This is a genomic window from Micromonospora sp. NPDC003197, from assembly GCF_053590565.1.
In genome coordinates this window covers 166,955-191,781 of record NZ_JBSFTE010000013.1, presented here as the reverse complement: position 1 = coordinate 191,781, position 24,827 = coordinate 166,955, and the positions used below count along the sequence as shown (strand labels likewise).

22 protein-coding genes, 1 tRNA gene and 2 pseudogenes are annotated in these 24,827 nt (G+C 68.7%); 12 read left to right on the top strand and 13 right to left on the bottom strand.

From position 1 onward, the window contains the following. Positions 1–142 precede the first annotated feature (142 nt). The gene (locus tag ACWDV4_RS17110) at positions 143–679 is read left to right on the top strand and encodes a hypothetical protein (protein WP_449979606.1); all 537 of its coding nucleotides are present in this window, start codon (positions 143–145) and stop codon (positions 677–679) included. Positions 680–1,215: 536 nt separating this feature from the next. Here the strand turns inward: ACWDV4_RS17110 and ACWDV4_RS17105 are convergent. Continuing rightward, positions 1,216–1,593 carry a hypothetical protein gene (locus tag ACWDV4_RS17105; protein WP_449979604.1) on the bottom strand — a complete coding sequence of 126 codons (378 nt, stop codon included), beginning with the start codon at positions 1,591–1,593 and terminating at the stop codon, positions 1,216–1,218. Positions 1,594–1,947: 354 nt separating this feature from the next. Here ACWDV4_RS17105 and ACWDV4_RS17100 point away from each other — a divergent pair, with 354 nt between their 5' ends. From ACWDV4_RS17100 to ACWDV4_RS17090, 3 genes and pseudogenes are all read left to right on the top strand, one after another. Beyond that, positions 1,948–2,235: a tyrosine-type recombinase/integrase gene (locus ACWDV4_RS17100; protein ID WP_449979602.1), complete on the top strand. Its 288-nt coding sequence runs from the start codon at positions 1,948–1,950 to the stop codon at positions 2,233–2,235. Between the two features lie 206 nt (positions 2,236–2,441). Then, positions 2,442–2,903, top strand: coding sequence for an RNA polymerase sigma factor (locus ACWDV4_RS17095; protein ID WP_449979599.1), 462 nt, complete (start codon positions 2,442–2,444; stop codon positions 2,901–2,903). Then, positions 2,837–3,553, top strand: a pseudogene (locus ACWDV4_RS17090) (hypothetical protein); the annotation flags it as partial. The gene ACWDV4_RS17095 and the pseudogene ACWDV4_RS17090, both read left to right, overlap by 67 nt. Before the next feature lie 126 nt (positions 3,554–3,679). Here the strand turns inward: ACWDV4_RS17090 and ACWDV4_RS17085 are convergent. The 5 genes from ACWDV4_RS17085 to ACWDV4_RS17065 all read right to left on the bottom strand — a co-directional run bounded on the left by ACWDV4_RS17085 (position 3,680) and on the right by ACWDV4_RS17065 (position 8,007). Beyond that, positions 3,680–3,754: transfer RNA gene (locus ACWDV4_RS17085), tRNA-Val, on the bottom strand. A 150-nt stretch (positions 3,755–3,904) separates the two neighbouring features. Then, complete coding sequence (locus ACWDV4_RS17080) at positions 3,905–4,369, bottom strand: peroxiredoxin (RefSeq protein WP_449979596.1); 465 nt, start codon at positions 4,367–4,369, stop codon at positions 3,905–3,907. Positions 4,370–4,448: 79 nt separating this feature from the next. Then, positions 4,449–4,886, bottom strand: a complete 438-nt coding sequence (locus tag ACWDV4_RS17075) for a DUF3052 domain-containing protein (protein WP_449979594.1) — start codon at positions 4,884–4,886, stop codon at positions 4,449–4,451. Between the two features lie 110 nt (positions 4,887–4,996). Next, complete coding sequence (locus tag ACWDV4_RS17070) at positions 4,997–7,327, bottom strand: transketolase C-terminal domain-containing protein (RefSeq protein WP_449979650.1); 2,331 nt, start codon at positions 7,325–7,327, stop codon at positions 4,997–4,999. A 197-nt stretch (positions 7,328–7,524) separates the two neighbouring features. Next, positions 7,525–8,007, bottom strand: a complete 483-nt coding sequence (locus ACWDV4_RS17065) for a MarR family winged helix-turn-helix transcriptional regulator (protein ID WP_449979591.1) — start codon at positions 8,005–8,007, stop codon at positions 7,525–7,527. 137 nt (positions 8,008–8,144) lie between these two features. On the opposite strand from ACWDV4_RS17065, the gene ACWDV4_RS17060 reads away from it, so the two are divergent. After that, positions 8,145–8,732: an NADPH-dependent FMN reductase gene (locus tag ACWDV4_RS17060; RefSeq protein WP_449979588.1), complete on the top strand. Its 588-nt coding sequence runs from the start codon at positions 8,145–8,147 to the stop codon at positions 8,730–8,732. Between the two features lie 205 nt (positions 8,733–8,937). On the opposite strand, the gene ACWDV4_RS17055 is transcribed toward ACWDV4_RS17060, so the two are convergent. Both ACWDV4_RS17055 and ACWDV4_RS17050 read right to left on the bottom strand, forming a co-directional pair. Beyond that, entirely contained in the window at positions 8,938–10,572 is a 1,635-nt protein-coding gene (locus ACWDV4_RS17055; protein WP_449979585.1) for a DUF4139 domain-containing protein, read from the bottom strand. 129 nt (positions 10,573–10,701) lie between these two features. Beyond that, positions 10,702–11,106 carry a secondary thiamine-phosphate synthase enzyme YjbQ gene (locus ACWDV4_RS17050; RefSeq protein ID WP_449979583.1) on the bottom strand — a complete coding sequence of 135 codons (405 nt, stop codon included), beginning with the start codon at positions 11,104–11,106 and terminating at the stop codon, positions 10,702–10,704. Positions 11,107–11,307: 201 nt separating this feature from the next. Here ACWDV4_RS17050 and aceE point away from each other — a divergent pair, with 201 nt between their 5' ends. After that, a complete protein-coding gene (gene aceE / locus ACWDV4_RS17045; RefSeq protein ID WP_449979580.1) occupies positions 11,308–14,064 on the top strand; it encodes a pyruvate dehydrogenase (acetyl-transferring), homodimeric type in 2,757 nt (918 codons plus the stop codon). Positions 14,065–14,433: 369 nt separating this feature from the next. Here the strand turns inward: aceE and ACWDV4_RS17040 are convergent. Then, positions 14,434–14,880 (bottom strand): annotated as a pseudogene (locus ACWDV4_RS17040) (SRPBCC family protein); the annotation flags it as partial. A 133-nt stretch (positions 14,881–15,013) separates the two neighbouring features. Here ACWDV4_RS17040 and ACWDV4_RS17035 point away from each other — a divergent pair. The 3 genes from ACWDV4_RS17035 (at position 15,014) to gltX (ending at position 19,184) form a co-directional block, all read left to right on the top strand. Further along, a complete protein-coding gene (locus ACWDV4_RS17035) occupies positions 15,014–16,366 on the top strand; it encodes a GH1 family beta-glucosidase (RefSeq protein WP_449979578.1) in 1,353 nt (450 codons plus the stop codon). Between the two features lie 5 nt (positions 16,367–16,371). Next, positions 16,372–17,685 carry an MFS transporter gene (locus ACWDV4_RS17030; RefSeq protein WP_449979576.1) on the top strand — a complete coding sequence of 438 codons (1,314 nt, stop codon included), beginning with the start codon at positions 16,372–16,374 and terminating at the stop codon, positions 17,683–17,685. A gap of 89 nt (positions 17,686–17,774) precedes the next feature. Next, positions 17,775–19,184: a glutamate--tRNA ligase gene (gene gltX, locus ACWDV4_RS17025; RefSeq protein WP_449979573.1), complete on the top strand. Its 1,410-nt coding sequence runs from the start codon at positions 17,775–17,777 to the stop codon at positions 19,182–19,184. Positions 19,185–19,259: 75 nt separating this feature from the next. On the opposite strand, the gene ACWDV4_RS17020 is transcribed toward gltX, so the two are convergent. Next, the gene (locus ACWDV4_RS17020) at positions 19,260–19,844 is read right to left on the bottom strand and encodes a copper resistance CopC family protein (protein WP_449979570.1); all 585 of its coding nucleotides are present in this window, start codon (positions 19,842–19,844) and stop codon (positions 19,260–19,262) included. A 237-nt stretch (positions 19,845–20,081) separates the two neighbouring features. On the opposite strand from ACWDV4_RS17020, the gene ACWDV4_RS17015 reads away from it, so the two are divergent. Then, complete coding sequence (locus ACWDV4_RS17015) at positions 20,082–20,846, top strand: hypothetical protein (RefSeq protein WP_449979567.1); 765 nt, start codon at positions 20,082–20,084, stop codon at positions 20,844–20,846. 38 nt (positions 20,847–20,884) lie between these two features. Here the strand turns inward: ACWDV4_RS17015 and ACWDV4_RS17010 are convergent, their stop codons facing one another. Together ACWDV4_RS17010 and ACWDV4_RS17005 are read right to left on the bottom strand one after the other, a co-directional pair. Further along, positions 20,885–21,238 (bottom strand): hypothetical protein, encoded by a 354-nt coding sequence (locus ACWDV4_RS17010; protein ID WP_449979564.1) that lies wholly within the window; start codon positions 21,236–21,238, stop codon positions 20,885–20,887. Between the two features lie 187 nt (positions 21,239–21,425). Continuing rightward, positions 21,426–21,965 carry a hypothetical protein gene (locus tag ACWDV4_RS17005; protein ID WP_449979563.1) on the bottom strand — a complete coding sequence of 180 codons (540 nt, stop codon included), beginning with the start codon at positions 21,963–21,965 and terminating at the stop codon, positions 21,426–21,428. Between the two features lie 191 nt (positions 21,966–22,156). Between ACWDV4_RS17005 and ACWDV4_RS17000 the strand changes: the two genes are divergently transcribed. Next, the gene (locus ACWDV4_RS17000; RefSeq protein WP_449979560.1) at positions 22,157–23,458 is read left to right on the top strand and encodes a sensor histidine kinase; all 1,302 of its coding nucleotides are present in this window, start codon (positions 22,157–22,159) and stop codon (positions 23,456–23,458) included. Between the two features lie 14 nt (positions 23,459–23,472). Then, positions 23,473–24,174 (top strand): response regulator, encoded by a 702-nt coding sequence (locus tag ACWDV4_RS16995; RefSeq protein WP_449979647.1) that lies wholly within the window; start codon positions 23,473–23,475, stop codon positions 24,172–24,174. Here the strand turns inward: ACWDV4_RS16995 and ACWDV4_RS16990 are convergent. Continuing rightward, positions 24,098–24,793, bottom strand: a complete 696-nt coding sequence (locus ACWDV4_RS16990; RefSeq protein WP_449979557.1) for a phosphatase PAP2 family protein — start codon at positions 24,791–24,793, stop codon at positions 24,098–24,100. The two genes, ACWDV4_RS16995 and ACWDV4_RS16990, sit on opposite strands and share 77 nt — an antisense overlap. Between the last annotated feature and the right edge of the window lie 34 nt (positions 24,794–24,827).

Genomic DNA, 24,827 nt, shown 5'->3' with positions numbered 1-24,827 from the left:
CCCCCCTCCTTCCGCCGGTGCCAGGCTCTGACCTCACCTTGCCTGTCGTCCCGGTTGGCACGGAAGGTCTTCATCTGGTGCCCAACGGACACCGCCCCCATGCGACTTGGCGCACCTACCGCCCTGCCTTGATCATCCATATGTGGGGATCGACTTGGAGCTGGCCGATTGCGCCGCTGCCGGATATCAGCTGGCGGCTTGCCGGAGGTTGGGGCTGGTGTGCGCACACAACCCGGACTGCAAGGAAAATTACGACCGTCTCCGCGCCCAGGCCTCCGCCGATCGCCCAAACGAGGATCACCCCTGGGAGTTCCACTACCGACGGTTTCAGGACATCAACCAGAACATGCAGTTGACCGGGATGGGCTACCCAGCTGAGCCTGCGTCCTGGGCAGCCTTCACCGCGAATCCTGACTGCGCACAGGCGCTGCCGGAGCAAGAGGACGCCTGGCTGCGGTGGCGCTCCCAGACCTCTCCCGGAAGGATCGGAATTCCGGCGTTCAAGCTCGAGTCGAATGATCGGTGGCTGGTGACCGTCCGGGAGATCGATGAGGCGCTGGCGGCGTACGCGAATACGCCTGCTGAGCTACGAGATCTCCTGGAGGCCGATCCGAAGTGGGTCAGCTGGTTGGAATGGCTCGCCGTGGCTCGAAAACACGGCGGCTTCGAAGCAGAGTAATGCCCCTCAGGCCATCGCCCCGGCCGCTGCCCGACACGGCTCCACCCGCCCGAACCGGCCAGCAAAACACCCCAGCACCCCGGCCAACACACGTTCCCACCGATCTTGGGCGCGCGCGGCGTTGGGCTACCTGCCATCCCGTCACCGTCGTCCCAAACCTGGTGGAGCGGGCCAGGACCAGGGCGACAAGGTAGAGCGCCCTACCGGACGTACGACCGTGTCACCCTGGGCAGGTCTGCTCGGCGTCCGTACGGCAGGCCGCGCGTACCAGGCAAGGTCACTGGTGTCGATGCCGCTGCCGAAGCTGGGCGAGAAGCTCAGGCTGCTGCTGACGCATCCGATGTCGTGCTCACCGAGTAAGCCGGGCACAGATTCCGCCGGTTGCGGGGACGGGGCCGATGACCTCGCGGCTGGTCAGCGGCCGGCCGTGACAGTTCATAGGTGATGTGGGAGAACGCTCCTGGTCAAAGTCGCACCGCCCGACTATGCGATTCGCGCTGCCCCGCGCGCGCCTCTGGCGCGCGCGGGGCTTGGCGTCAGTTGTGTACGAAGGTGAAGGAGGGCGAGGAACTCGAGCCGTAGGTCCGGAACACGTTGTGCTCGCCCGAATTGATCGTCTTCCAGCCCATGAAGAACTCCACGCCGCCGCTGGTGTAGCCATACACGTAGACGTTCTCAGTGCTGCCGCTGGGGAGCTCGATGCTCCAACAACCGTTCGGCGGTACCAGAGTGCTAGAGAGCCCACCACGCGCGGGGAACTGCAGGGTCGCCGAGTAGGTCGCCTTGTTGCAGAGTCCTGTCCGGTTGGTGCTCGCCGCACTTGCCGGTGTCGCGGCTGTGGTCAACCCTGCCAGGACCATAGCGCCGACCAAGACCGGTCGCCACGCCTTACGCATGCGCGTCAAAGATGCCATCTGGGCTCCTACGAGCTTGTAGTGGGATGTTGCCGTGGATCAGTTACACCTGACACGCGCGTAACGCGTCCGGCATAAGTGGCACGGATGCATCCGGCGGGATGGTTCACGGAATTTCTATATCGTCGGTCTCCGCGCTGGCCTTCCGCCTGAGCGAGCTAGTCATCGCTGATATCAACGGTCGAGACAAAGGGCTCTGGCACAGTCTCCACAATCTCGGCTCATCGATGGCAGATCGAAATTTACGTCCATAGTGGATCCTCGACGCAGTACAGCTCGGCCCCGGTCAGGATGGATCTGACGTACCAGCGCCTCGGTCTCGGCCCGGCCTCATGATCAGCGTTGATTTGACATGTGGCGGACTTGACGAAGGCGGCGGGCTCACCGGAGGAGGGCACGCTTCCCTCCCTGCGGCACCACTTCGCCACTCGCATGATCACCTCGAGGGCCGACCCCACCGCCGTACAGAACGCCCTACGTCACTCCAGCCTGCGGATCACGCTGGAACGTACGGGCGCAGTCCCGTCGGTGTCGGCCGCTGCCACTGACCTGCTGGACTTGTCTGGTCGCCGCCGCTCGTCACTCCTGTCTGCCGGCCGTCATGGCTGTACAAGTGGCTGTACAGCCACTCCTGAGCCGTAGCCTCGGCCGGACTGTCCGCGCCGTCGCTCGGCGACAGGCTGGTCGTGCTGGACGTGGGCTCCACGGCTCGCAGATTAGTTCGAACCCCTCCGGTGCCTGCGGGCAAAAGACAGACGGAAGTGTTGGTTGGCTTCAAAGGGGTGACTAATGCGAGGTTTCGGCTTCCTACCATGTTTGGTGGGCCTCACACGCGCCCGGTTAGCGGCGTGGGGCCGGTGATGTTGTCGGCGGCGATCGAGGGCACCGCTGACCAGGCGGTCAGTGACAACACAATCATCGAACGCTCCCGAGCAGTTCCCGAGAAGTTCGCGGCTGTCTTCGATCGTCACTCGGAGGCCGTACACCGCTATCTGTCCCGACGGGTGGGCCCCTCCATCGCGGAGGCTCTGACTGCTGAGACGTTCCTGGTGGCATTTCGTCAGCGGGAGCGCTACGACCTGGGTCAGTCGAAGGCTCTGCCGTGGCTTTACGGCATCGCCACCAACCTGCTGCACCGCCAGCGGCGGACGGAAATTCGCCAATATAAAACGCTGGTCCGCACCGGAATCGACCCGGTCGGCAACCACAACGAAGACGATGTCGTGGCCCGCGTCGCCGTGGAATCGGCCACCCGTCGGATCGCCGAGGGCTGGCGCTGGTCCTCGCCGCCGGGCTGTTCGTCACGGTGAGCGCGGGCGGATCGCAAGATTCGCCGTTCGGGCGAAAGCCGGGCGCTGGTGAGGAGGCCGCTACGGGTGCGTCCGGGGCCGGTTCGGAGGCGGAACGGATTCTGCGTAACGCAGCGTTGACTGCCGAGCACAAGCCACACCTGGCCGCTCGGCCGGACCAGTACGTGTTCGTCGAATCAATCGCCGACTCCTCAGGAGAAACTTTCGACTGCGACGGTAAGGCCGACCAGTCCAACTGCAAGGCCCTCAGCGAGCCCAACAAGCGGTATCTGCGCCAAACCTGGCTCTCGGTAGACGGCACCCGGGACGGCCTGCTGCGCGAGCGGCCGCAATCTGGTCCGGGCAGGTCAGCAGAGGTGCCGCTGAAGATCTGCCGTCCGAACAGCGCGGCGATGTTCGGCGCGGACGGAAAGCCGGCCCCAGGAACCTGCTATCCGCAGCCCGCCTACCGGGCCGATCTGCCGACTGACGCAGACGCCATGCTGGCCTACCTTCAGCAGGACCATCCGGGTGGCGCAACCTCACCGCCGTCAAAGCCGAGTCCAACAGCGGCGGAGGCGGAGAGGGCCTTGCAGGTGATCGACAGGGCCGGTGAGCTGATCCGGGAAAAGTACCTGCCGCCTGCGTCGCTTGCCGCCGTGTTTCAGGCAGTGGCGAAACTTTCGGGCACCACCGTCCGGCACGACGTGGTCGACGCCGCCGGTCGGCAACTGAGACAACAACTGAGACGAAGCGGGCCGCCGGTCATCCGGCGGCCCGTCTTTGTGCTGGTCAGGTGGTGGGCGCGGCAGGTTTCGAACCTGCGACCCCTCGCTTGTAAGGCGAGTGCTCTCCCACTGAGCTACGCGCCCGAGACGCCACTGCGACGTACCGGAGGCGGTTAGCTTACCTTGCCGCCCCGATCTTCGTCGCGCAGGCAACGATCTTGGAAGTTTCCCGGGCCGCGAGCACGGAGAAACTTCCAAGATCGGCCACGATTCGGTGACTCGGCAGAGTCGGGGTCAGGCAGCCGCCTCGGCCAGCGCCTTGCGCCAACCTTCCTGGTCGCGAGCCTCGCCCGGCATGTTCATCTCGGCAAACCGGACCACGCCGGCCTTGTCGATGACGAACGTGCCTCGGTTGGCGATGCCGGCAACGTCGTTGAAGACGCCGTACGCCTGCGCCACCGCGCCGTGCGGCCAGAAGTCGGCCAGCAGCGGGAACTGGAAGCCTTCCCGGTCGGCCCAGATCTTGTGGCTGTAGACCGAGTCCACGCTGACCGTCAGCACCTGGACATCGTCGTTGACGTACTCGTTGAGGTTGTCCCGCACCTCGCACAGCTCACCCTGGCAGACCCCGGTGAACGCCAGTGGATAGAAGACCAGCAGCACGGTGCGCTGCCCACGGTAGTCCGAGAGTCGGACCTCCTGGTTGTTCTGGTCCTTGAGTACGAAGTCCGGCGCCTCGGCGCCAACCTCGATCGGCATGCAAGCTCCTTGGATAGTCACGATGGCACCCCAGGGTGCCACAGGCGTCCGGCCCCTCGACCGGTGCCTGTGGTGGTCCCTACTTCTTGTTCTTCGCCCCCCGACGCAGGACGAGGCGGGCACCGCTCCAGTCCTTACCGGCGTTGATGGTGGACGTCTGCTGAAGGCCGGCGGTCGGCGCCGATTCGCTGATCTCGCTCGGCTCGACGTGCCCGTCGCGCCCAGCCTTGGGCGTCAGCAGCCACACCACGCCGTTGTCGGCCAGCGGGCCGAGAGCGTCCACGAGGAGCTCGAAGAGATCACCGTCGCCGTCCCGATACCAGACCAGCACCGAGTCGACGACCTCGTCGGTGTCTTCGTCGACCAGCTCCCCACAGCGGTCGGTCAGGGCGTCACGGAGATCCTGGTCGACGTCGTCGTCGTACCCCATCTCCATGACGACCATCCCCGGCTCGATGCCGAACCGGTCCGCCAGGCTCCGTACTCCGTCGGCGGCCTGACCAGCGGTCGCGCTCACTGTCGCGTGCCTCCTCATCTCAACTGCTAGCGGCGTCGTCTGACACCGATAGGGCAAAGTCCACACAGTTGTGCCCCTGCGCGCAAGTGGCACACCGAGTGGAACGGAATTTACCGTGCCAGCAGCGTACGGGCACCCTGGGTAATTGCATCCTCGGAGAGGAGCACCTGGGCAGCAGCCGGACCAAGTGGGATAAAAGAGTCAACTGAGGCAACTCGCCGCACAGCACCCACATATCCGGCATCCACCAACGCCGCCACGATGCCCTCGCCCACCCCACCGGACCTGCGCGTCTCGTCCGCTACCAGCACTCGACCGGTCGCGGAGGCCTCCCGGATGATGTCGGCAACGGGTAGTGGCGACAGCCACCGCAGATCCACCACCCGGGTGCCGATCCCCTCCTCTGCCAGGGCACCGGCGGCCCGCAGCGACATCCGCACCCCGTTACCGAAAGTGATGATCGTGACATCTTCGGCCGATCCGACACCATAGCTGCGGGCCCGACCGATCGGCGCGTGGCTGCTCCCCCAATCCCCCGGACCGGCGTACGGAGCCAGCCACTCGTCGTCACCGGGCAGGTAGAGATCCCGGGTGTGGTAGAGCGCGATCGGCTCCAGGAAGACGCAGACGCTGCCGTCCACCGCGGCGCTGGCCAGGCATGAACGCAGCATCGGCGCGGCGTCCTCGGCCCGCGCCGGCACCGCGAGCACCAGGCCGGGAATATCCCGCAGTACGGCCAGCGAGTTGTCGTTGTGGAAGTGCCCGCCGATCCCCTCCTGGTAGGCCAGCCCCGGCACCCGGACCACCATCGGGTTACGGAAGGCACCCCGGGAGAAGAACTGCAGGGTGGCCGCCTCCCCCCGCAACTGGTCCTCGGCGCTGTGCAGGTAGGCCAGGTACTGGATCTCCGGGACCGGCAGCATGCCCGCCAGTCCGGCACCGAGCCCCAACCCCAGCACAGAGGTCTCGTCGAGCAGGGTGTCGAAGACCCGGGAAGCGCCGTACCGCTGCCGCAGGCCCTTGGTCACCCCGTACAGCCCGCCCTTGGCTGTTACGTCCTGCCCGAAGATCGTCATCTCCGGGTGGTCCAGCAGCCCGTCGGCCAGCGCCGCGTTGATGTTCTGCGCGAGGGTAAGCGGTCCCGCCTGCTCGGGCAGTTTCCCGCCGAAGGCAGCGGCGCGAGCGCCGGCTCCCGGCCCGGCGGCCCGGGAACCGGCGTCGGTGATGGACCGGGACACCCGTACCGGGCGACGAGGGGAGATCGGGGCCATGATGTCGGCGGCGGTGGCCAGTTTCGGTTCGCCGAGCACCTCCTCGGCCACCTTGCGGACCTGCCAGCCGACCTCGTCGTAGCGGGTAATCAACTCGTCCGGGGTAGCCAGTCCCGCCTCGACCAACAGGCGCGCGGTGGCGATGACCGGATCCCGCTCCAGGTCCTGGGTAACGTCCGCCGCCGACCGGTACGCCAGTTCGGCGTCCGCACCCCCGTGCCCCATCAGCCGTACGGTCGACAGGTGCAGTACGGCCGGCCGCCGATGCCGGCGTACCCAGGAGGCGGCCTCGCTCGCCTCGTCGTACGTCTGGGCCAGGTCGCAGCCATCGGCGGCGAAGTACCGCAGTCCCGGTTTGGCACCGAGCGTGGCGGCCACCCAGCCCTCCGGAGATCGGACACTGACGCCGAGCCCGTTGTCCTCGCAGACGAAGAGCACCGGAATCCGCAGTCCGGTGTGGTCGCACCAGCCGGCGGTGTTGAACGCGGCGACAGCGCTGGCGTGGTTGACCGAGGCGTCACCGAACGAGCAGACCACGATCGCGTCCGACGGCCAGGGCAGCCCCGCAGGGGTATCGGTCCGGGACGATCCGCCCAACCGCAGCCGGCCCAGGGTTTGGGGTGAGCCGCCGGCCTGGCTCGGGTCACCGGACTGCCGCCGCATCCGTTCGATGGCGAAGCCGACTCCGACCGCCCGGGGCAGGTGCGAGGCGACAGTGGAGGTAGTGGGGATGACGGCCAGGCTGGCATTGCCGAAGACCTTGTGCCGCCCACCAGCCGCGGGGTCGGTGGCGGAGGCCACCACCCCCCGCAGTACGTCCCGAGCGGCGGCGACGATCGGATCGACGATCGATTCGCCCTCGGTGGTGGCATCGTCGTTGCTGCCGCCGGTCGCACCGGTCGTTGACCGGCCGGAGGTCAGCAGGCTGCCGTCGGCCGTACTCGAAGTGGTGGCCGGGAGCGGTCCGGCCTGGGTCATTCGGGCACAGTAGAAGCCGCCGGATCGGTAGTGCAGCAGGGCCGGGTCGGTGGGCAGGACGGCCGCCGCCACCGCTGCGTTCCCCTCGTGGCCGGACGATCCGATGGTGTCGAACCCTTCGCCGAAGCTACGCAGCCAGCGCGCGGCGAGGTCCAGGTGCCGGCTGGTCAACTGGGCGTCGAAGAGTTCGATCGCACGGACGCCGGTGAGGGTGGTGTCGTCGCGGACCGGCCCGTCCGGCGAGCGCCGGTTGGGCGGGACGGAGAGACCGCCGACCGCCTCCCGGAACCGTTCGTCGAGATCTTGAGGGGTGGTCACGTCGGACAGCATTACCCACTTGAGCCGCCGGCAACCAGTGCGACACGTTTCGGGCGGCGCGTGTCGTGCTGTCAGTCGCCTCCGCACTCCTCCGGACAGCCACCGTCGGAGACCTTCCAGACCAGATCGTGCAACGTGGTCAACTCGTCCTCGGTCAGCCCGCTGAGCAGGCGCGAGTCGGACAACACCCGGTGCACCTCGTCGCGTACCTGCCGGCCGGTGTCGGTGACCACCAGGGTCTTGAGTCGACGGTCCGTCGGATCGGTACGGCGCTGCACGAGACCGGCCTGTTCGAGCTTGTCGACCAGGGCGGTGACGTTGGACCGGTCGCAGCCGAGTTGCTCGGCGAGGTCGCGGGCGGGCAGCGGGTGGTCCGGGTCGAGCTGGTGCAATGCCCGAGCGGCCGCCGGGGTCAGCCCGAGCTGGGCGAGGTCGGTGTCCTGGTAGTGCCGGAGCGCACCGGCGACATGCATGATCCGGCGCACCACGGCACCGGCAAGAGTGCACTGGTCGAGCACGCTCGAACTGCCGGTGGGAACTGTGCGCTGAGCCATGGGTCACATGGTACTTGCGAGCGGATAGTTTAGTTACTCTATTATTGACCAGCTCACTCAACCGGACCGGGAGGCCCCCCGGCTCGCCGCCACTGTTCCGGGGACGCGCTTCCCCGGCACCGATCAAGGAACGACACATGTCCGACTTCTCCGTCCTGGCCATCTCCGGCAGCCTCCGAGATGCCTCGTTCAACACCGGTCTGATCCGGGCCGCCCAGCGTCTCGCTCCGACCGGGCTGACCATCGAGCACTACACCGGCCTCGCCGAGATCCCGCCCTTCAACCAGGACCAGGAGACGGCACTCCCGGCCCCGGTGGTCGACCTGCGGGAGCGGATCGCCGCCGCCGACGGCCTGTTCATCGCCACTCCGGAATACAACTTCGGCGTGCCAGGCGTACTCAAGAACGCCCTCGACTGGGCCTCTCGCCCCGCCTTCCCGGTCTCGGTGTGGGTCTCCCCGCTGGCCCACAAGCCGATCGCCATCGCCGGTGCCGCCCCGACCGGGATGGGGACCGTGCGAGCGCAACTCCAGCTGCGGCAACTGTGCCTCTGCGTTGACGCCGCCGTGGTAACCAAGCCCGAGGTCATCGTCACCAACGCCCACGAGAAGTTGACCGCCGACGGGTCGGTCCAGGACGAGACGACCGAGACCATGCTGCGCGGACTGCTCGACGCACTGGTCACCAAGATCAAGGCGACTCAGCTCGCCGCCGCCACGGCCTGACCAAGAACCGCCACGGCCTGATCAAGAATTGCCACGGCCTGATCAAGAACCGCCACGGCCTGACAGCGAGCCTCAACGGCCTAACGAAGATCCGCCGCTTTCTGACGGCGATCCGCCTCTGACGGAGATGCCGCACGCCGCCGCCCGGGGGCACCGACCGGCCTGGCCGACCCCTGTCGTCGGTCCGCCCCCGGGGGATGGCACGTCACTCGCGCCAGCCGACCAGTTCGACCCCCTTGGCCAGCTCCACCCGTAGCCCCACGTGGATCTCCCGGGACTCCCCCGGCGCAAGCTGGAGCCGCCAGCTCAGCCGACCCAGGTCGGACCGCTCGGTCGGGGCGGGTTCGAGCCGTAGTTCCCGTACCACCACGCCCTCGTCCCGGGAGACCGGCAACTGGTCCAGCACCGTCACCGCCGCCGACCGAGGCGTGTGGTTGGCCACGGTGATCCGGTACTCGACCTCCCGGCGACGGGTCGAGCCCAGCGTCGCCTTCGTGTCGCTGCGCCGGGCCAGCACCCGCTCCACCCGTACCCGGTCGTCCAGGCCCAGCGCCAGCTCGACCTCCTCGCCCGGTGCCCACCTCGGCAGCTTGGTGGCGGCCACGAAATCGCCACCGTGGAACACCGACGCCGGCCCCGCCGGCAACGTGTGCGTCGAGCCGTTCACCACGGTCGCCCGCAGGTGTGCCTCCTCCGCGCGTACCGGCGCAGTCAGGTAGTCCAGCTTGGTGGGCATCTCCAGGACCGCGACGGTCGCCCGGTGGGCACTGCCATCCGCCGGTACGGCCACCGGCCGCGCCGGCCGGTAGGTGGCCGCCGCTACCCCCTGCTCGACGGTGGCAACGCTCTCCTTCACCCGGGCACTGGTCCGGGCCGCCCCGGCGGGCGCGGGGGCAACAGGTGGAGCACCAGCGGGCTGCGCCGACATGGACATCGGCTGCATGGCCCCGAACGTCTGCACAGGCGGGGGCGGAACCGGGCGGAACCGATCGAGATACCACGGATCCAACTCGGGTACGGTCGCCGCCGCCGACGGGCGGGCCGTCGACAGCAGCAGCTCGCACTCCGGCCAGTCCTCCCCGGTGCGCTGGGTGACCAGCCCGAACCAGCTGAGCGTCAACGTCTCGTCGACCAGCCGCAGGTCGTACGACGAGCGCCAGCCGGCGCCGTTCACCACGTACGACAGTTCCAGCTCGACCTCGACTGCGACTGCGTCGGCGTCGGCGGGGCTGGAGGCGACGTCAGCGGCACCGACCGCCACGGTGACCTCGGCTGCCAGCCGGTCCGGGCGCTTGCTACCGGTCAACGTGGTGAGCTTCCGCTCGATCGCGGCCCGCCGCTCCTCGGCCCGTTTCCGGCGCTCGGTCAGCTCCCGTTGCCGGGCCCGCGACTCGGCGAGCTGGTCGGCCACCGAGTCGGCGAAGGCGCCAACGTCGGCCGGGGAAGCGTCCCCGGTGGCCAGCGCCCGGGCGTACGTCCCGCCCGCCCGCTGCGCCAATGTGCCGAGGAACTCGGCGCGCTGCCGCTCGACGGCGTCAGCGTCGGCCAGCTCGGTCAACTCCACCGTCACCGTCCACCGCTGCTCCTCCAGCTCGGCGACGGCGGAATCGGGGCTGCGATCGTGGTGATGGGTCACCACGTCGACCCCGAGTACGGTGGCCGGCCCGGTCCCGCCGACCCGGATCGAGTCCCGATGCAGGTCCAGAGGGAGCGGGCCGATCCGTACCCGATGCTCCCCGGCGGGCAGGGAGACGGTGCCGCGCCGGGTCACCCGGGCACGATCGGGATAGACGGTCACGGCGACGATGGGGGCGTCGATCTGGTCTGGGGTAGTGATCACAGCGGCGAGGCTAGCCATCTCCCGCGAGCATCGCCGTCCCCCGAATCCACCCGCCAGGCCGGTCAGCCGGACCGGTCGGCGGGGAGGGGCAGCCTGGCGGGCAACAGCTGGGCAACTCAGCCGGGCGGGTCAGCCGGGCAGGAACGAGAACCGGACCTCGCGGGTGTCGTTGTCGCCGTTCAGGTCGACCAGGCAGATCGACTGCCAGGTGCCCAACGCGAGCCGGCCGCCGAGCACCGGCAGGGTCGCGTACGGGGCCACGAAGGCGGGCATCACGTGGTCCCGACCGTGCCCCGGTGACCCGTGCCGGTGTCGCCAGCGCTCGTCGGCGGGGAGCAAATCGTCCAGCGCGGTCAGTACGTCGTCGTCCGAGCCCGCCCCGGTCTCGACGATGGCCAGCCCGGCCGTCGCGTGCGGGACGAAGACGTGCAGAAGCCCATCGCCCTCACCGGCGAGGAACCGCTCCGCCTGTTGCGTGATGTCCCGCACCACCGGACGGTTACCGGTCCGGACCGTGATCACTTCGCTGCGCATGCGCCATAGTCTGCCCGAGCGGTTAGGAAGGGGCCCTTGTACAACGGAAAGCGATAAGAAGGGGCCCTTCCTTGCAAGTAGTTACTGGCGAGTACCTGTGTCGCGCATCGCGTCTGGGCCCACTAGAGGTGACTTATCCAGGTCCCAGGGGGCAGGATGGCGGCAGAGACCTATCCCACACACACAACCGAGGGAACGCCTGTGGCCACGGAACGCAAGCGCCCGGTAATCAGCGACGGCCTACCGAGCCAGCTTCCGGACATCGACCCCGAAGAAACCGCTGAATGGGTCGAGTCGCTTGACGGTGTAATCGACGAGCGGGGTGCCAAACGCGCCCGCTACGTCATGCTGCGCCTGCTGGAGCGGGCCCGCGAACGCCAGGTCGGGGTGCCGCCCCTGACCACCACCGACTACATCAACACCATCCCGCCGGAGCAGGAACCCTGGTTCCCCGGGGACGAGCACATCGAGCGGCGGATCCGGGCCTACATCCGGTGGAACGCCGCGATGCTGGTGCACCGGGCGCAGCGGCCGGAGATCGGCGTGGGTGGGCACATCTCCACCTTCGCCAGCTCGGCCTCGCTCTACGAGGTGGGCTTCAACCACTTCTTCCGGGGCAAGAACCATCCCGGCGGCGGCGACCAGATCTTCTACCAGGGCCATGCCTCCCCCGGCATGTACGCCCGCGCCTTCCTTGAGGGGCGGCTGTCGGAGGACCAGCTCGACGGCTTCCGGCAGGAGCTGTCGCACCCGGGCGGCTCGCTGCCGTCGTACCCGCACCCGCGGTTGATGCCGGACTTCTGGGAGTTCCCGACCGTCTCGATGGGGTTGGGTGGGCTCAACGCCATCTACCAGGCGCGGTTCAACCGCTACCTGCAGAACCGGGGCATCAAGGACACCTCCCAGCAGCACGTATGGGCGTTCCTCGGCGACGGTGAGATGGACGAGCCGGAGACGCTGGGCGCGATCGGCATGGCGGCCCGGGAGGAACTGGACAACCTCACCTTCGTGATCAACTGCAACCTGCAGCGTCTCGACGGGCCGGTACGCGGCAACGGCAAGGTGATGCAGGAGCTGGAGGCGTTCTTCCGGGGTGCCGGCTGGAACGTGATCAAGGTGGTCTGGGGCCGGGAGTGGGACCCGCTGCTCGCCGCAGACACCGACGGCGCACTGGTCAACCTGATGAACGTCACCCCCGACGGCGACTACCAGACCTACAAGGCGGAGTCCGGGGCGTACGTCCGGGAGCACTTCTTCGGCCGCGACCCGCGTACCCGCAAGATGGTCGAGGGTCTCTCCGACGACGAGATCTGGAACCTCAAGCGGGGTGGCCACGACTACCGCAAGCTCTACGCGGCCTACAAGGCGGCCACCGAGCACACCGGCCAGCCGACGGTCATCCTGGCCAAGACGATCAAGGGCTGGACGCTGGGTTCCAGCTTCGAGGGCCGCAACGCCACGCACCAGATGAAGAAGCTGACGCTGGAGGACCTGAAGACCTTCCGCGACCGGCTCTACCTGGACATCCCGGACGAGGTGCTGGAGAGCAACCCGTACCTGCCGCCGTACGTCCACCCGGGCGAGGACTCCGAGGAGATGGCGTACCTGCGCCAGCGGCGCGAGGCGCTGGGCGGCTACCTGCCGTCGCGCAAAATCACCGCGCCACCGCTGCGAATTCCGGACTCGGCCCGCTTCGGTGACATCAAGCGGGGCTCGGGCAAGCAGAAGGTGGCCACCACGATGGCCTTCGTCCGCCTGCTCAAGGACCTGATGAAGGACAAGGAGTTCGGGCGGCACTGGGTGCCGATCATCCCGGACGAGGCCCGCACCTTCGGCATGGACTCGCTCTTCCCCACTCAGAAGATCTACTCGCCGCACGGGCAGAACTACACGGCGGTCGACCGGGAGCTGTTCCTGTCGTACAAGGAGGCGACCACCGGGCAGATCCTGCACGAGGGCATCAACGAGGCCGGTTCGGTGGCGTCGTTCACCGCCGCCGGCACCGCGTACGCCACGCACGGCGTGCAGATGATCCCGATGTACATCTTCTACTCGATGTTCGGGTTCCAGCGCACCGCCGACGGGCTGTGGGCCGCCGCCGACCAGATGGCCCGAGGCTTCCTGCTCGGTGCCACGGCCGGCCGGACCACGCTCAACGGTGAGGGGCTGCAGCACGAGGACGGTCACTCGCACCTGATCGCGGCGACCAACCCGGCTGTGGTGGCGTACGACCCGGCGTTCGGGTTCGAGATCTCGCACATCGTCGAGAACGGTCTGCACCGGATGTACGGCGAGAACCCGGAGAACATCTTCTACTACCTGACCGTCTACAACGAGCCGATCGTGCAGCCGGCGGAGCCGGCCGACGTGGACGTCGAGGGTGTACTCAAGGGCATCTACCGCTACGCGACGGCCCCGGAGGTGTCGGGCAACGGCGACGGGGCCGCGCCCCGGGCCAACATCATGGCCTCCGGGGTGGGCATGCAGTGGGCGCTCAAGGCGCAGCAGCTGCTGGCCCAGGACTGGGGTGTGGCGGCGGACGTGTGGTCGGTGACCTCCTGGACCGAGCTGCGCCGCGACGCGGTCGAGTGCGAGGAGCACAACCTGCTGAACCCGGGCGGCGAGCTGCGGGTGCCGTACGTCCAGCGCAAGTTGGCCGACGCCGAGGGCCCGAAGGTCGCGGTCAGCGACTGGATGCGGGCGGTGCCCGACCTGATCGCCCGCTGGGTTCCGGGTGACTACACGTCGCTGGGCACCGACGGGTTCGGCATGTCGGACACCCGGCACGCGCTGCGCCGGCACTTCCGGGTCGACGCCGAGTCGATCACCGTGGCGACGCTGCGTCAGTTGGCGCTGCGCGGGACGGTGCCGGCGAGCGTGCCGGCCGAGGCGGCCAAGAAGTACGCGATCGACGACGTGACGGCGGCTCCGGTCGGCGAGACCGGCGGCGACTCCTAGGAAATCCTCGGTTCCGTCGGTCAGGGGCGGGTGGTGACGGCAGTTCCCGTCAACACCCGCCCCTGGCCTTTGCCGCCCCCAGGTCTCGTACCCGCCAGGTCTGGCTCAGCACTGTCTGGCTCAGCACTTCGCCTTCGCACTGGCCAGGTCTCTGGCCGCCGTCCGGTGCGCACCGACCCGATTCGCTTCGTCGGCAGTCTCGTCGGCAGTTTCGTCAGCCGGGTCGCGGAGCAGGTCGTCGAGCCGGGTCTCCCCCACCAGGGCCCGCCGCTCGTCGAAGGTCGGCTGGTCCCCCAGCTCCTCGCCCGCCATGCTCGGGCCACCAAGGGCCGCGCCGACCAGAACGCCCGGGTCGCCGGCCGGGCAGGCACCGACCGCCGCCGGCGTGAGCAGTTCGGTCAACCGGGCCAGGGAGCCCTCCAGACCAGCCCCGACCCGGCGTACGCCCATGCGTAGCAACGCCTTGCTGACCGGCCCGGCGGGCCAGCGCACCACGATCAGGCGTACGCCGGTCTCGTCGCCGTCGGCCGCCAGTTGGACGTACACCTCGGTGCGGGCCTCGGCCCGCGCTCCGGCACCCTTGGCCCGCTCCCGCCAGCCGATCAGGGTCGGTTCCTGGTACGCGATCACCTCAGCGTCGCCGGACGCGCCCCGGCGGGCCTGGACTCGCTGCCGTCGCCCGTAGCCCTCGCCAGAGAGCACCTCGGCCTGGCGCACCCCGGCCAGCCAGGACGGCAGCCGTTCGGCCTGCTGGACCACCTCCCAGACCGACTCGATCGGCACCCCGACGCGCCCGCTGCGCTCAACGAGAATCATCTTCGCTGCCTCCATGAAGGACATTTCTGAATATTGGCACTCTATGCGCAATTTCGGACAGAACGGGAAGGGTTCCCATCGACACGCCGAGCGAACTAGAGTCCGAACACATTTCACGTTATGAGGAGGGTCGATGACCGAGGCGGCGTCACTGCGCTTTCCGGCCGAATTCACCTGGGGCGTGTCCACGGCCGCGTACCAGATCGAGGGTGCCACCACCGAGGACGGTCGCGGCACGTCCATCTGGGACACCTTCACCCACGAGCCAGGCCGGGTGGTCGACGGTACGACCGGCGACGTCGCCTGCGACCACTACCACCGCTATCCCGAGGACGTCGCACTCATGGCCGGGCTGGGCGTCTCCGCGTACCGGTTCTCCATCGCCTGGCCCCGGATCCAGCCCGACGGCACCGGCCCGGCCAACCCACGCGGCCTCGCCTTCTACGACCGGCTGGTGGACACCCTGCTCGAAAACGGCATCGACCCGGTCGCCACGCTCTTCCACTGGGACCTGCCGCAGGCGCTGGAAGACCGGGGCGGCTGGCTGAACCGGGACACCGCCCACCGGTTCGCCGACTACGCCGGACTGGTCGCCGACCGGCTCGGTGACCGGGTCAAGCTCTGGATCACCCTCAACGAACCGTTCGTGCACATGACCCACGGCTACGGCCTGGGCGTACACGCCCCCGGCCGGATGCTGTTCTTCGACGCGTTCCCGGTCGCCCACCACCAACTGCTCGGCCACGGGCTGGCCGTCGCCGCGATCCGCGCCCGCAGCGGCAGCCCGATCGCCATCGCCAACAACTACTCGCCGGTGTGGCTCCAGGGCGACACCGACGCCGACCGGGCCGCCGGCACGGTGTACGACGCGCTACACAACCGCCTCTTCACCGACCCGCTCCTCGGCCGGGGCTACCCGGCGGAACTACCAATGGACCCCACGCCCGGCTCCGACGGGACGGTGGTGCGCGACGGCGACCTCGACGTGATCGCCACACCCATCGACTACCTCGGCGTCAACTACTACAACCCCACCGGCGTACGGGCCCCGGCAGAGGGCAGTCCCCTGCCCTTCGACCTGGTGCCGTTGGACGGCTATCCGACCACCAGCTTCGACTGGCCGGTCGCCCCGGACGGACTACACGGCCTGCTCACCTCCCTGCGGCAGCGCTACGGCACGGAACTGCCACCGATCCACATCACCGAAAGCGGCTGCTCGTACGACGACGTACTCACCCCTGACGGCCGATGCGACGACCCGGACCGGATCGCCTACCTGGCCGGACACCTGGCGGCGGTACGGAAGGCGATGGACGAGGGGGTCGACGTGCGCGGCTACTTCGTCTGGTCCCTGCTGGACAACCTTGAGTGGGCCGAAGGATTCACCAAGCGCTTCGGGCTGGTACACGTCGACTTCGACACGCAGGTGCGTACCCCCAAGTCCTCGTACGCCTGGTACCGCGACCTGATCGCGCGCAGACCATGACCGCCGTGGACCCGGCCGCGTCCCGGCCCGAGCCGGAGTCACCCCGGCCCGAGCCAGCGAGGGCGGCAGCCCTGCCCGCCGCCCTCGCCGAGCCCACCATCCCGGTACGCCGAGGCTGGATCGCGTTGATCTTCAGCGCCAACCTCGGCGTCTGGATGGCGTTCTTCACCCCCATCCAGGTGCTGCTCCCCCAGCAGGTGGAACTGATCACGCCGGCCAACAAGGAGACGATGCTCGCCATCGTCACCGGGCTCGGCGCGCTGGCCGCGGTCATCGCCAACCCGCTCGCCGGGGCGCTCTCCGACCGGACCTCCCTACGCCTCGGGGGTCGCGAATTCGGCCGGCGGCACGTCTGGACGCTGGGCGGGGCGGTGCTCGGGGCCGCGTCGCTGCTGCTGCTCGCCCAGCAGCGGACCATCCTCGGCGTGACGATCGGCTGGATCGCCGCGCAACTGTGCTTCAACGCGATGCTGGCCACCCTGACCGCCGCCGTACCGGACCGGGTGCCGGTCGTCCAGCGGGGCGGGGTCTCCGGCTGGGTCGGCATCCCCCAGGCGCTCGGACTGGTGCTGGGGGCGGTGCTGGTCACCACCCTCGTCTCCGGCAACGCGGCCGGGTACGCGGCGGTGGCGGTGGCGGTACTACTGCTCGCCGTGCCGTTCACCCTGCTCACCGCCGACGACCCACTACCCCGTACGCACCGACCCCCGCTGCGCTGGCGGGAACTGCTCGCCGGGATGTGGGTCAGCCCTCGGCGGCACCCGGACTTCGCCTGGGCCTGGGGCACCCGGTTCCTGGTCCAGGTGGGCAACGCGTTGGGCACCCTCTATCTGCTCTACTTCCTCACCGACCAGGTGCGCCACCCCGACCCGGAGGGCGGCCTGCTCGTCCTGATCCTGCTCTACACCGTCGGGCTGATGGCCACCGCCGTCATCGCCGGCCGGCTCTCGGACCGGTCCGGCAAGCGGAAGGTGTTCGTGATCTGGTCCGGGGTGATCATGGCGGTCGCGGCGTTGCTGCTCGCCGTCTGGCCGGTCTGGCCGACCGCCCTGGTCGCCGCGCCCCTGCTCGGTGCCGGGTACGGCGTCTACATGGCGGTCGACGCCGCATTGATCACCCAGGTGCTACCCCAGGCGGCGGACCGGGCCAAGGACCTCGGCGTAATCAACATTGCCAATTCCGCCCCGCAGGTGCTGGGGCCGGCGATTTCCGCACCGATCGTCGTGTACCTCGGCGGATATCCCGCCCTCTACGCGGCGACCGCCGCCGTGACCCTGCTCGGCAGCATCCTGGTGAAAAAGATCCGCACCGTCCCCTGATTTGATGTTAGGAAGGGCCCCTTCCTATCGCTTTTTGCATAGGAAGGGGCCCTTCCTAACAGCTCAACCGGCAGCCGTACCCTTGACCTGTGACGGTACGCGTACGATTTGCCCCTTCCCCCACTGGCATGTTCCACGTCGGGGGTGCCCGCTCGGCCCTGCAGAACTGGATCTTCGCCAAGCAGCAGGGCGGTGTCTTCGTGCTCCGCGTCGAGGACACCGACGCGGCCCGGAACCGCCCGGAGTGGACCGAGGGCATCCTGTCGGCGCTGGAGTGGATCGGCATCGAGCGCGACACGTACGAGGGGCCGTACTTCCAGTCGCAGAACGCCCAGCAGCACCGGGACGCCGCCGCGAAGCTGTTCGACGCGGGCCGGGCGTACTACTGCGACTGCACCCGGGAGATGGTCCAGGCCCGTACCGGCTCGCAGTACCAGGGCTACGACGGCTTCTGCCGCGACCGCGGGCTCGAACCAGGCGAGGGCCGGGCGCTGCGCTTCCGTACGCCGGACGAGGGCGAGACCGTGGTAATCGACCTGATCCGGGGCGAGCCGACCTTCGAGAACAAGCTGATCGAGGACTTCGTGATCGCCCGGGGCGACGGCTCCCCGGTGTTCCTGCTGGCCAACGTGGTCGACGACATGATCATGGGGATCACCCACGTGATCCGGGCCGAGGAGCACCTGCCCAACACCCCCAAGCAGCAGCTGCTCTGGGAGGCACTCGGGGTGACGCCGCCGGTGTGGGCACACGTGCCGGTGGTGGTCAACGAGAAGCGGCAGAAGCTCTCCAAGCGGCGCGACAAGGTCGCGCTGGAGGCGTACAAGGACGAGGGCTACCTCGCTTCGGCGATGCGCAACTACCTGATGCTGCTCGGCTGGGCCCCCTCTGGTGACCGGGAGATCGTCCCCTGGTCGGTGATCGAGGACGAGTTCCGGTTGTCCGAGGTCAACCCGTCACCGGCCTTCTTCGACGAGAAGAAGCTGCGCGCGTTCAACGGCGAGTACATCCGGGCGCTGCCGGTCGACGAGTTCATCGCCGTCTGCCAGCCGTGGCTCACCGGCACCGACACGATCGCACCACCGCCGTGGCAGCCCGAGGAGTACAACCCGGAGGCATTCGCCGCCGTGGCCCCGCTGGCGCAGACCCGGATCGCCGTACTCAGCGAAATCGTGCCCAACGTCGACTTCCTCTTCCTGGAGTCGCCGCTGATCGACGAGGCGGCCTGGGCCAAGACGATGAAGGAGGGTTCCGCCGAGCTACTCGACGAGGCGATCGCCGCCTTCGACGCGCTCTCCACCTGGGACGCCGAGACGCTCAAGGCCACCCTGGAGGAGGTCGGCGCGCAGCGCGGCCTCAAGCTCGGCAAGACCCAGGCACCGGTACGGGTCGCGGTCACCGGTCGTACCGTCGGGCTGCCGTTGTTCGAGTCGCTGGAGGTGCTCGGTCGCGAGCGCACCCTGACCCGGCTGCGCGCCGCCCGGGTACGACTGCCCTGACCTGGTTCGCTCGACCCGACCGCACGGCAGCCTGATCGCGAGGGCTGCCGTGCGGCTTGCTGTCCGACGCTGCCGTCAGCCTCGGCGGCGGCGCCGTAGCGCCAGTATGGCGACGACCCCCACCAGCACCGCCGCGCCGGCTACCCCCACCCACCAGTACGACGGTTCCTCGGGCTCGGTGTTCGGTGACGCTGGTACGAACGCGGGTGAGGCGCTCGAGGTCGGTGTGGCGGTGGGGGTGGTGGTCGGTGCTGGTGACGGCGACAGGCTGGGGGTCGCCCCAAGGGTCAGGGTGAACCTGACCGTTCCCTTCACCGGGTGCCCGTCGCCGGAGGCGACCTCGTACCGGATCAGGTAGGTCCCGGCGGCGGCGGGCTGGAACGGCACCGTGACCTTGGCCCCGGAGAAGACCGGCTCCCCGCCCTGGGCCGGTATGTCCTCCGGTCCGGTGACCGTGACCTTCGTGGTCTGCGGATCGAGTCGAGACAGGAACGTCAGTTCGACCCGTTCCGGTGCGGTACGCAGTTGCGCCCCGTCCTTCGGATTGCTGCTGGCAAGCGAGTTGTGTGCGGCCGCCGGCCCGGCGGGCAACAGTACACAGAGCAGCCCTACGATCGCCCCCAGCAGCGGCCCTGCGATCCGGGTCCCCCGGTTCCCCATGAATGCCTCCCGACAGATACGATCTTTACTCGGATCGACGGATCGTCATCGGTCGACCCGAGATCGCAGATAGTTCCAAAACGCCGCTCGGCCAGGTGCAACCGAAGGCTGTTGCCCGGAGTCTAAACAGGTAAGTACGTAATGCTCCTGCTCCGGCAGGATCTGCGTACTTTACCGGCAACTCGCGCATGACCTGTGCTAAGCAAGGCCATTCCGAACGGGGCGAGGAGATCGACCGTGGTCCATCGGGTGAGTCGTCGACTGGCAGGGGCCGCAACGCTTCTGGCCGGGCTCGGCCTGTCGCTTGCCACAATCACCCCGGCATACGCCCTCCCCACACGTCCCGCCGCGCAGACCGGGACACCCCACGCCACCATCATGCTGGCCGGGACGCCCCACGCCACCGCCCCGCTGACCCGGGCCGCAGCACACAGGCTTGCCAGGACGCCCGAATCGCCGGCGTCGATCACCATTACCGGCCCCGGGATCACCGATCCACTGCACGTACGAGCCGCAACCGATGTGATCCTCTTCGATGCGGTGATGGAGCAGGTCGGCTGGATGACCAAGAGCACTCAGACCACCTCCGCCCCGAAGGCAAACGATCTCGGGCCGAAGTACACCGTCGTGGTGCTGGAGGGCGACGTCGCCAAGCAGACGTACGACCTGTTCCCGCTGGCCAATGGGGGACCTCGGGCGTTCCGACCGGCCCAGCAGCCGGACCGGCGCAAGACCTCTGCCGCCTGGTTCTTCGGCCGACTCGACATGTCCGAGACGCTGCGGGCCGCCGGGGCACCCCTGAGCGAACAGCAGAATCAGGTCGGTGGTGGTGGCGGCGGGGTCGAGCGAGCAGCCGCAGACAAGGAAAAGGCTCCGGCCAAGGAGCTCGACCAGGTCGTCGGTGATCTACGTGATCTGCTCCTACTCAACACCGGCGTGCTCGTCCTCATCACCGTCGCACTGGCTGGAATCGCGCTGCTGATCCGTCGCCGCACCCGATAGCCGGAACCGGGAGACTCACCCCACCGGCACGTGAACGGTCAGCACCATCGGCGGGGCGGCCGCTCCCGCCGATGGGTGCGCTGGCGGGGTCGTACCGCCCCGTGTCGGTGGGCGCCGGCCCAGCCCGGACGATCGGTCCGGCAGGTCGACGGAGGGTCGATCGGGAGCGGAGTACCCATCGTCGCTGAGCCGTCAGTTCCGGTCGTCTCGGCAGGCACGACGGCGCCATCACGATCGTGCTCGCCCCTCCGCTGCCACGGCACCCGGTCAATACGATCTTCCTCTGCGACCGGCTCCGGGCGGGTTGGGTATGACTCAGCATCGATAGACACGGGGCGGGTCTGTTCCCCGATCGGATCGGCGGAGCCGGATTCGGCCTCCCCCTGCGCCATTCGCCGATCTCCTTACGCTCGCCGTCGCCCGGGTGGGCAGTCGCCCGACTGCACGATCATCGTCGTGCCCCCGGACCTCGTGAGCCGTATCCCGGCGGGCGGCGATCCGTACTGGGCCCTGTCACCGTACTGTCTCGCTCCGACAAGGTCACCAGCGCCGGTCGGATTGATCGGATCGACAGCTCGCTCAGGTCTGGGATCGACTGGGAAAGATCGTTGCCCAGACCGGGAAGGCGACGAACCAGATGACCATCGCCACACTGAGTCGGGCGATCCAGGCGAGCAGTTCGGCGGTCCGACTGGCGTCGTCGACCATCAGGATCCCCGCACCGAGGAGTACGCAGGCGACTGCCCAGCCCAGCATGCCCTTGCCCCACTCCCGCCACTCGTAGCGGGCGCGGGCCCAACCACCCTTCGGCGGTTTCCACGGCGGCGGCCCACCGGCGAAGCGGTGGGCGAATCGCTGGTCTGCCCAGCGGATCATGGAGTGCCCGAAGGCGATCGAGAAACCGAGGTAGGCCGCGGCGAGCCCATGGGTGAAGTTCGCGGTCGCCCCCCGCCGTAGGTCGATCACGGTGGCGGTGAGCAGCACCAAATCGACCAACGGTACGGAGAGCAGCAGTACGGTGCTCAGTCTGCGCAGCCGCAGCAGGTAGCGAGCGACCAGCCCGGCACCGAGCAGCACCCAGAATCCGATCTCGCAGGCGACGATCACCGCCAGTACCATTCCCGCCTCCTGTCCGGCTTCCTGATCCGCTGCCCTCAGCCTCCCGTACGGTCAGGGCCGCAACGTCGCCGCAGATGGTGAGATCCGGGTCCGTCAAAGGATGGACGGATACATCTTTCGACGGACCCGGGACGGCCGTTGTCGTCTCTGCGGCGGAGTTCGTTGACACGACGGTGTGATGGGATCGGGCAATGATGGAACGGCTGGGGCTACGACCGGGCACACTGCGGCGTGACCTGGCCTTGGCCGCCGTCTACCTGGCTGGCGGCTTGGTGCTGATCGGTCTCGACGTCTACCCGAACTTCAACCTCGGTCTTCATCCGCCAGTGGTCGCGTTCCTGGGCGCCCTCGTCACCGCCTGCGCGGCGGTGGCGATACGCCGGCTAGCGCCCCGGACCAGTCTGGCGGTGGGCAGTGTGGCCATCATCGTCGACCTGCTGTTGGGCGCCTCCCTGGGCACCATCCTGGTCTACGGTCAGGTGCTCGGCGACGCCTGCGTCTACGGCCCTCCCCGGCTGTGGCGCTGGCTGCTCCGAATCCAAGTGGCCCTCACCGGCATTGCTTCGGTAGCCGGGGTGTTACTGCTCAGGTCCTGGCAGGGCCTCGTCCTCGGCGTGTTCGTGGTACTGATCGGGGTCCTGCCGGTGGTCACCGGGATCAGCATCCGGCAATATCGGGACCAGGCAGCCGCGGAACGGGCACGCGCGGCCGCCGAGCGGGCCCGGGCGGAACAGACCGCCCGGCTGGTCGAACTCGACCGGCGGCAGGCGGTCACCGCCGAGCGCAACCGGATGGCGCGGGAGCTGCACGACGTCATCGCCAACCACCTCAGCGCGGTGGCGATCCACGCCACGGCGGCGCTGTCCGTACGTAGCCTGGATCGGGCACAACTGGATGGGGCGCTGCGGGTGATCCGGGAAAACAGTGTGCAAGGGCTGGCCGAGATGCGGCAGATGATCGGTTTGCTCCGCGACCCGGGCGGCACAGGCATCGGCGCAGGCGGCACGGTAACCGATGGCACCGCAACCAGCACCGCCGCTGCAGGTGCGCACGCCTCCGAGATGGTCGACGAGGCGACCCGGGTTCGGCTGGCCGAGGTGGACCGGCTGGTCGACCGGGCCCGGAACGCCGGCCTGACGATCCGGATGGAGACCACCGGCCAGGCCCGAATGCTGCCGGTGAGCGTGGATCTCGCCGCCTACCGGATCGTGCAGGAGTCGCTGACCAACGCCCTCAAACACGGATCCGGAGCCGCCACCGTAACCGTCGACTATCGGCCCGAACTGGTCAGCGTCACCATCGAGAATCCGCTGTCGGAGCGTACCCGGGATCTGTCGGACCGTACCCGGGCTGATGCCCTGGCTGGCGCGGGAGCCGGCCTGATCGGGATGCGGGAGCGGGCCGCGCTGCTACACGGCCGGTTCGACGCCGGCCCACGAGAGTCCCAGTGGCGGGTACACGCCGAATTGCCGACGACGGAGGCCCAGGCATGACGGCAGACGCAGGCATGGCGGCAGACACGGGCGTGACCACGACCTCGGGACTGACCGAGGACGTGGTCCGGGTAGTGCTCGCCGACGACCAGGACGCGGTCCGGGCCGGACTGGTGCTGATCCTCGCCGGGGCACCCGGGATCCAGGTGGTCGGGCAGGCCGCCGACGGGGAGGAGGCGGTGGCACTGTGCCGATCGCTGCGGCCCGACGTCGCCGTGCTCGACGTACGGATGCCCCGGCTGGACGGCATCTCCGCGACCCGGGAGATCGTGGCCGACCGACTCGCCGACGTGCTGGTGCTGACCACCTTCGACCTCGACGAGTACGTCTTCGGAGCGTTGCGGGCCGGGGCGTGCGGGTTCCTGTTGAAGGACACCGACGCCGATGGCTTGGTCGACGCGGTTCGTACCGTGGCCCGGGGCGAGGGCATCATCGCCCCCGGGGTGACCCGCCGGCTGATCCACGCCTTCGCCCGCAGTGCCCCCACACCCTCCCCGACGACCGTGGCCGCGGTGCGCGACCTCACCCCGCGTGAGCACGACGTACTGGCCTGCCTCGGCCTCGGGCTGTCCAACCAGCAGATCGCCGAACGTCTGGTGATGGCGGAGAGCACCACGAAGACCCACGTCAGCCGTATTCTCACCAAGCTCGGTCTGCGCAGCCGGGTGCAGGCGGCGATTCTGGCCCAGGAGCTGAACCTGCCGGGGCCCCGCTGAACCGGGTGCGGGCTGTCGCTGTGCGGGCGGCGAGCGGTACCACGACCAGCGCCAGCAGCCACCCGCCGAGGACATCGGCCGGCCAGTGCGCCAGCAGGGCCAGTCGGGTGAGAGCGATGAAGAGCGCGAACCCCACGGCCAAGACCACCGTGACGACCCGCCCGGTCCGGGCCTGCCGAGGCCACAGCAGGAGTACGACCACCAGCGCGATCGCCGCCGCGTTGGAGGTGTGCCCGCTCGGGAAGCCGTTACTGGTCGCCGTGACGAATCCGTCCAGTGGCCGGGGGCGGTGCAGCAGCCAGTGCTGCAGACTCCACAGCACCGGGACCACGGCGGTGACCAGGAGGCAGCAGACGCCGGCCGCCCGCTGTCCTCGGGCGATCAGGACCGATGCCGCCACCACTCCGCCGAGCAGAAACGGCAGTGTGGCGGCGGCATCGGTGGCGACCCGGAGCACCGCGATCAGGTCCGGATTGCGGTGGCCGTAATCGCGGAAGGCATGGCTGATCGAGGTATCGAAGTCGACCAGCGGGGTCCAGCCGGCCAGCACCAAGCCGAGCAGGATCACGAAGCCGCCCAGGGCGAACAGTGGCACGGCCAGTGGTGGGCGGGCAATCATCGGTGGATGATGACACGGCCGACGCGCCCGCGCG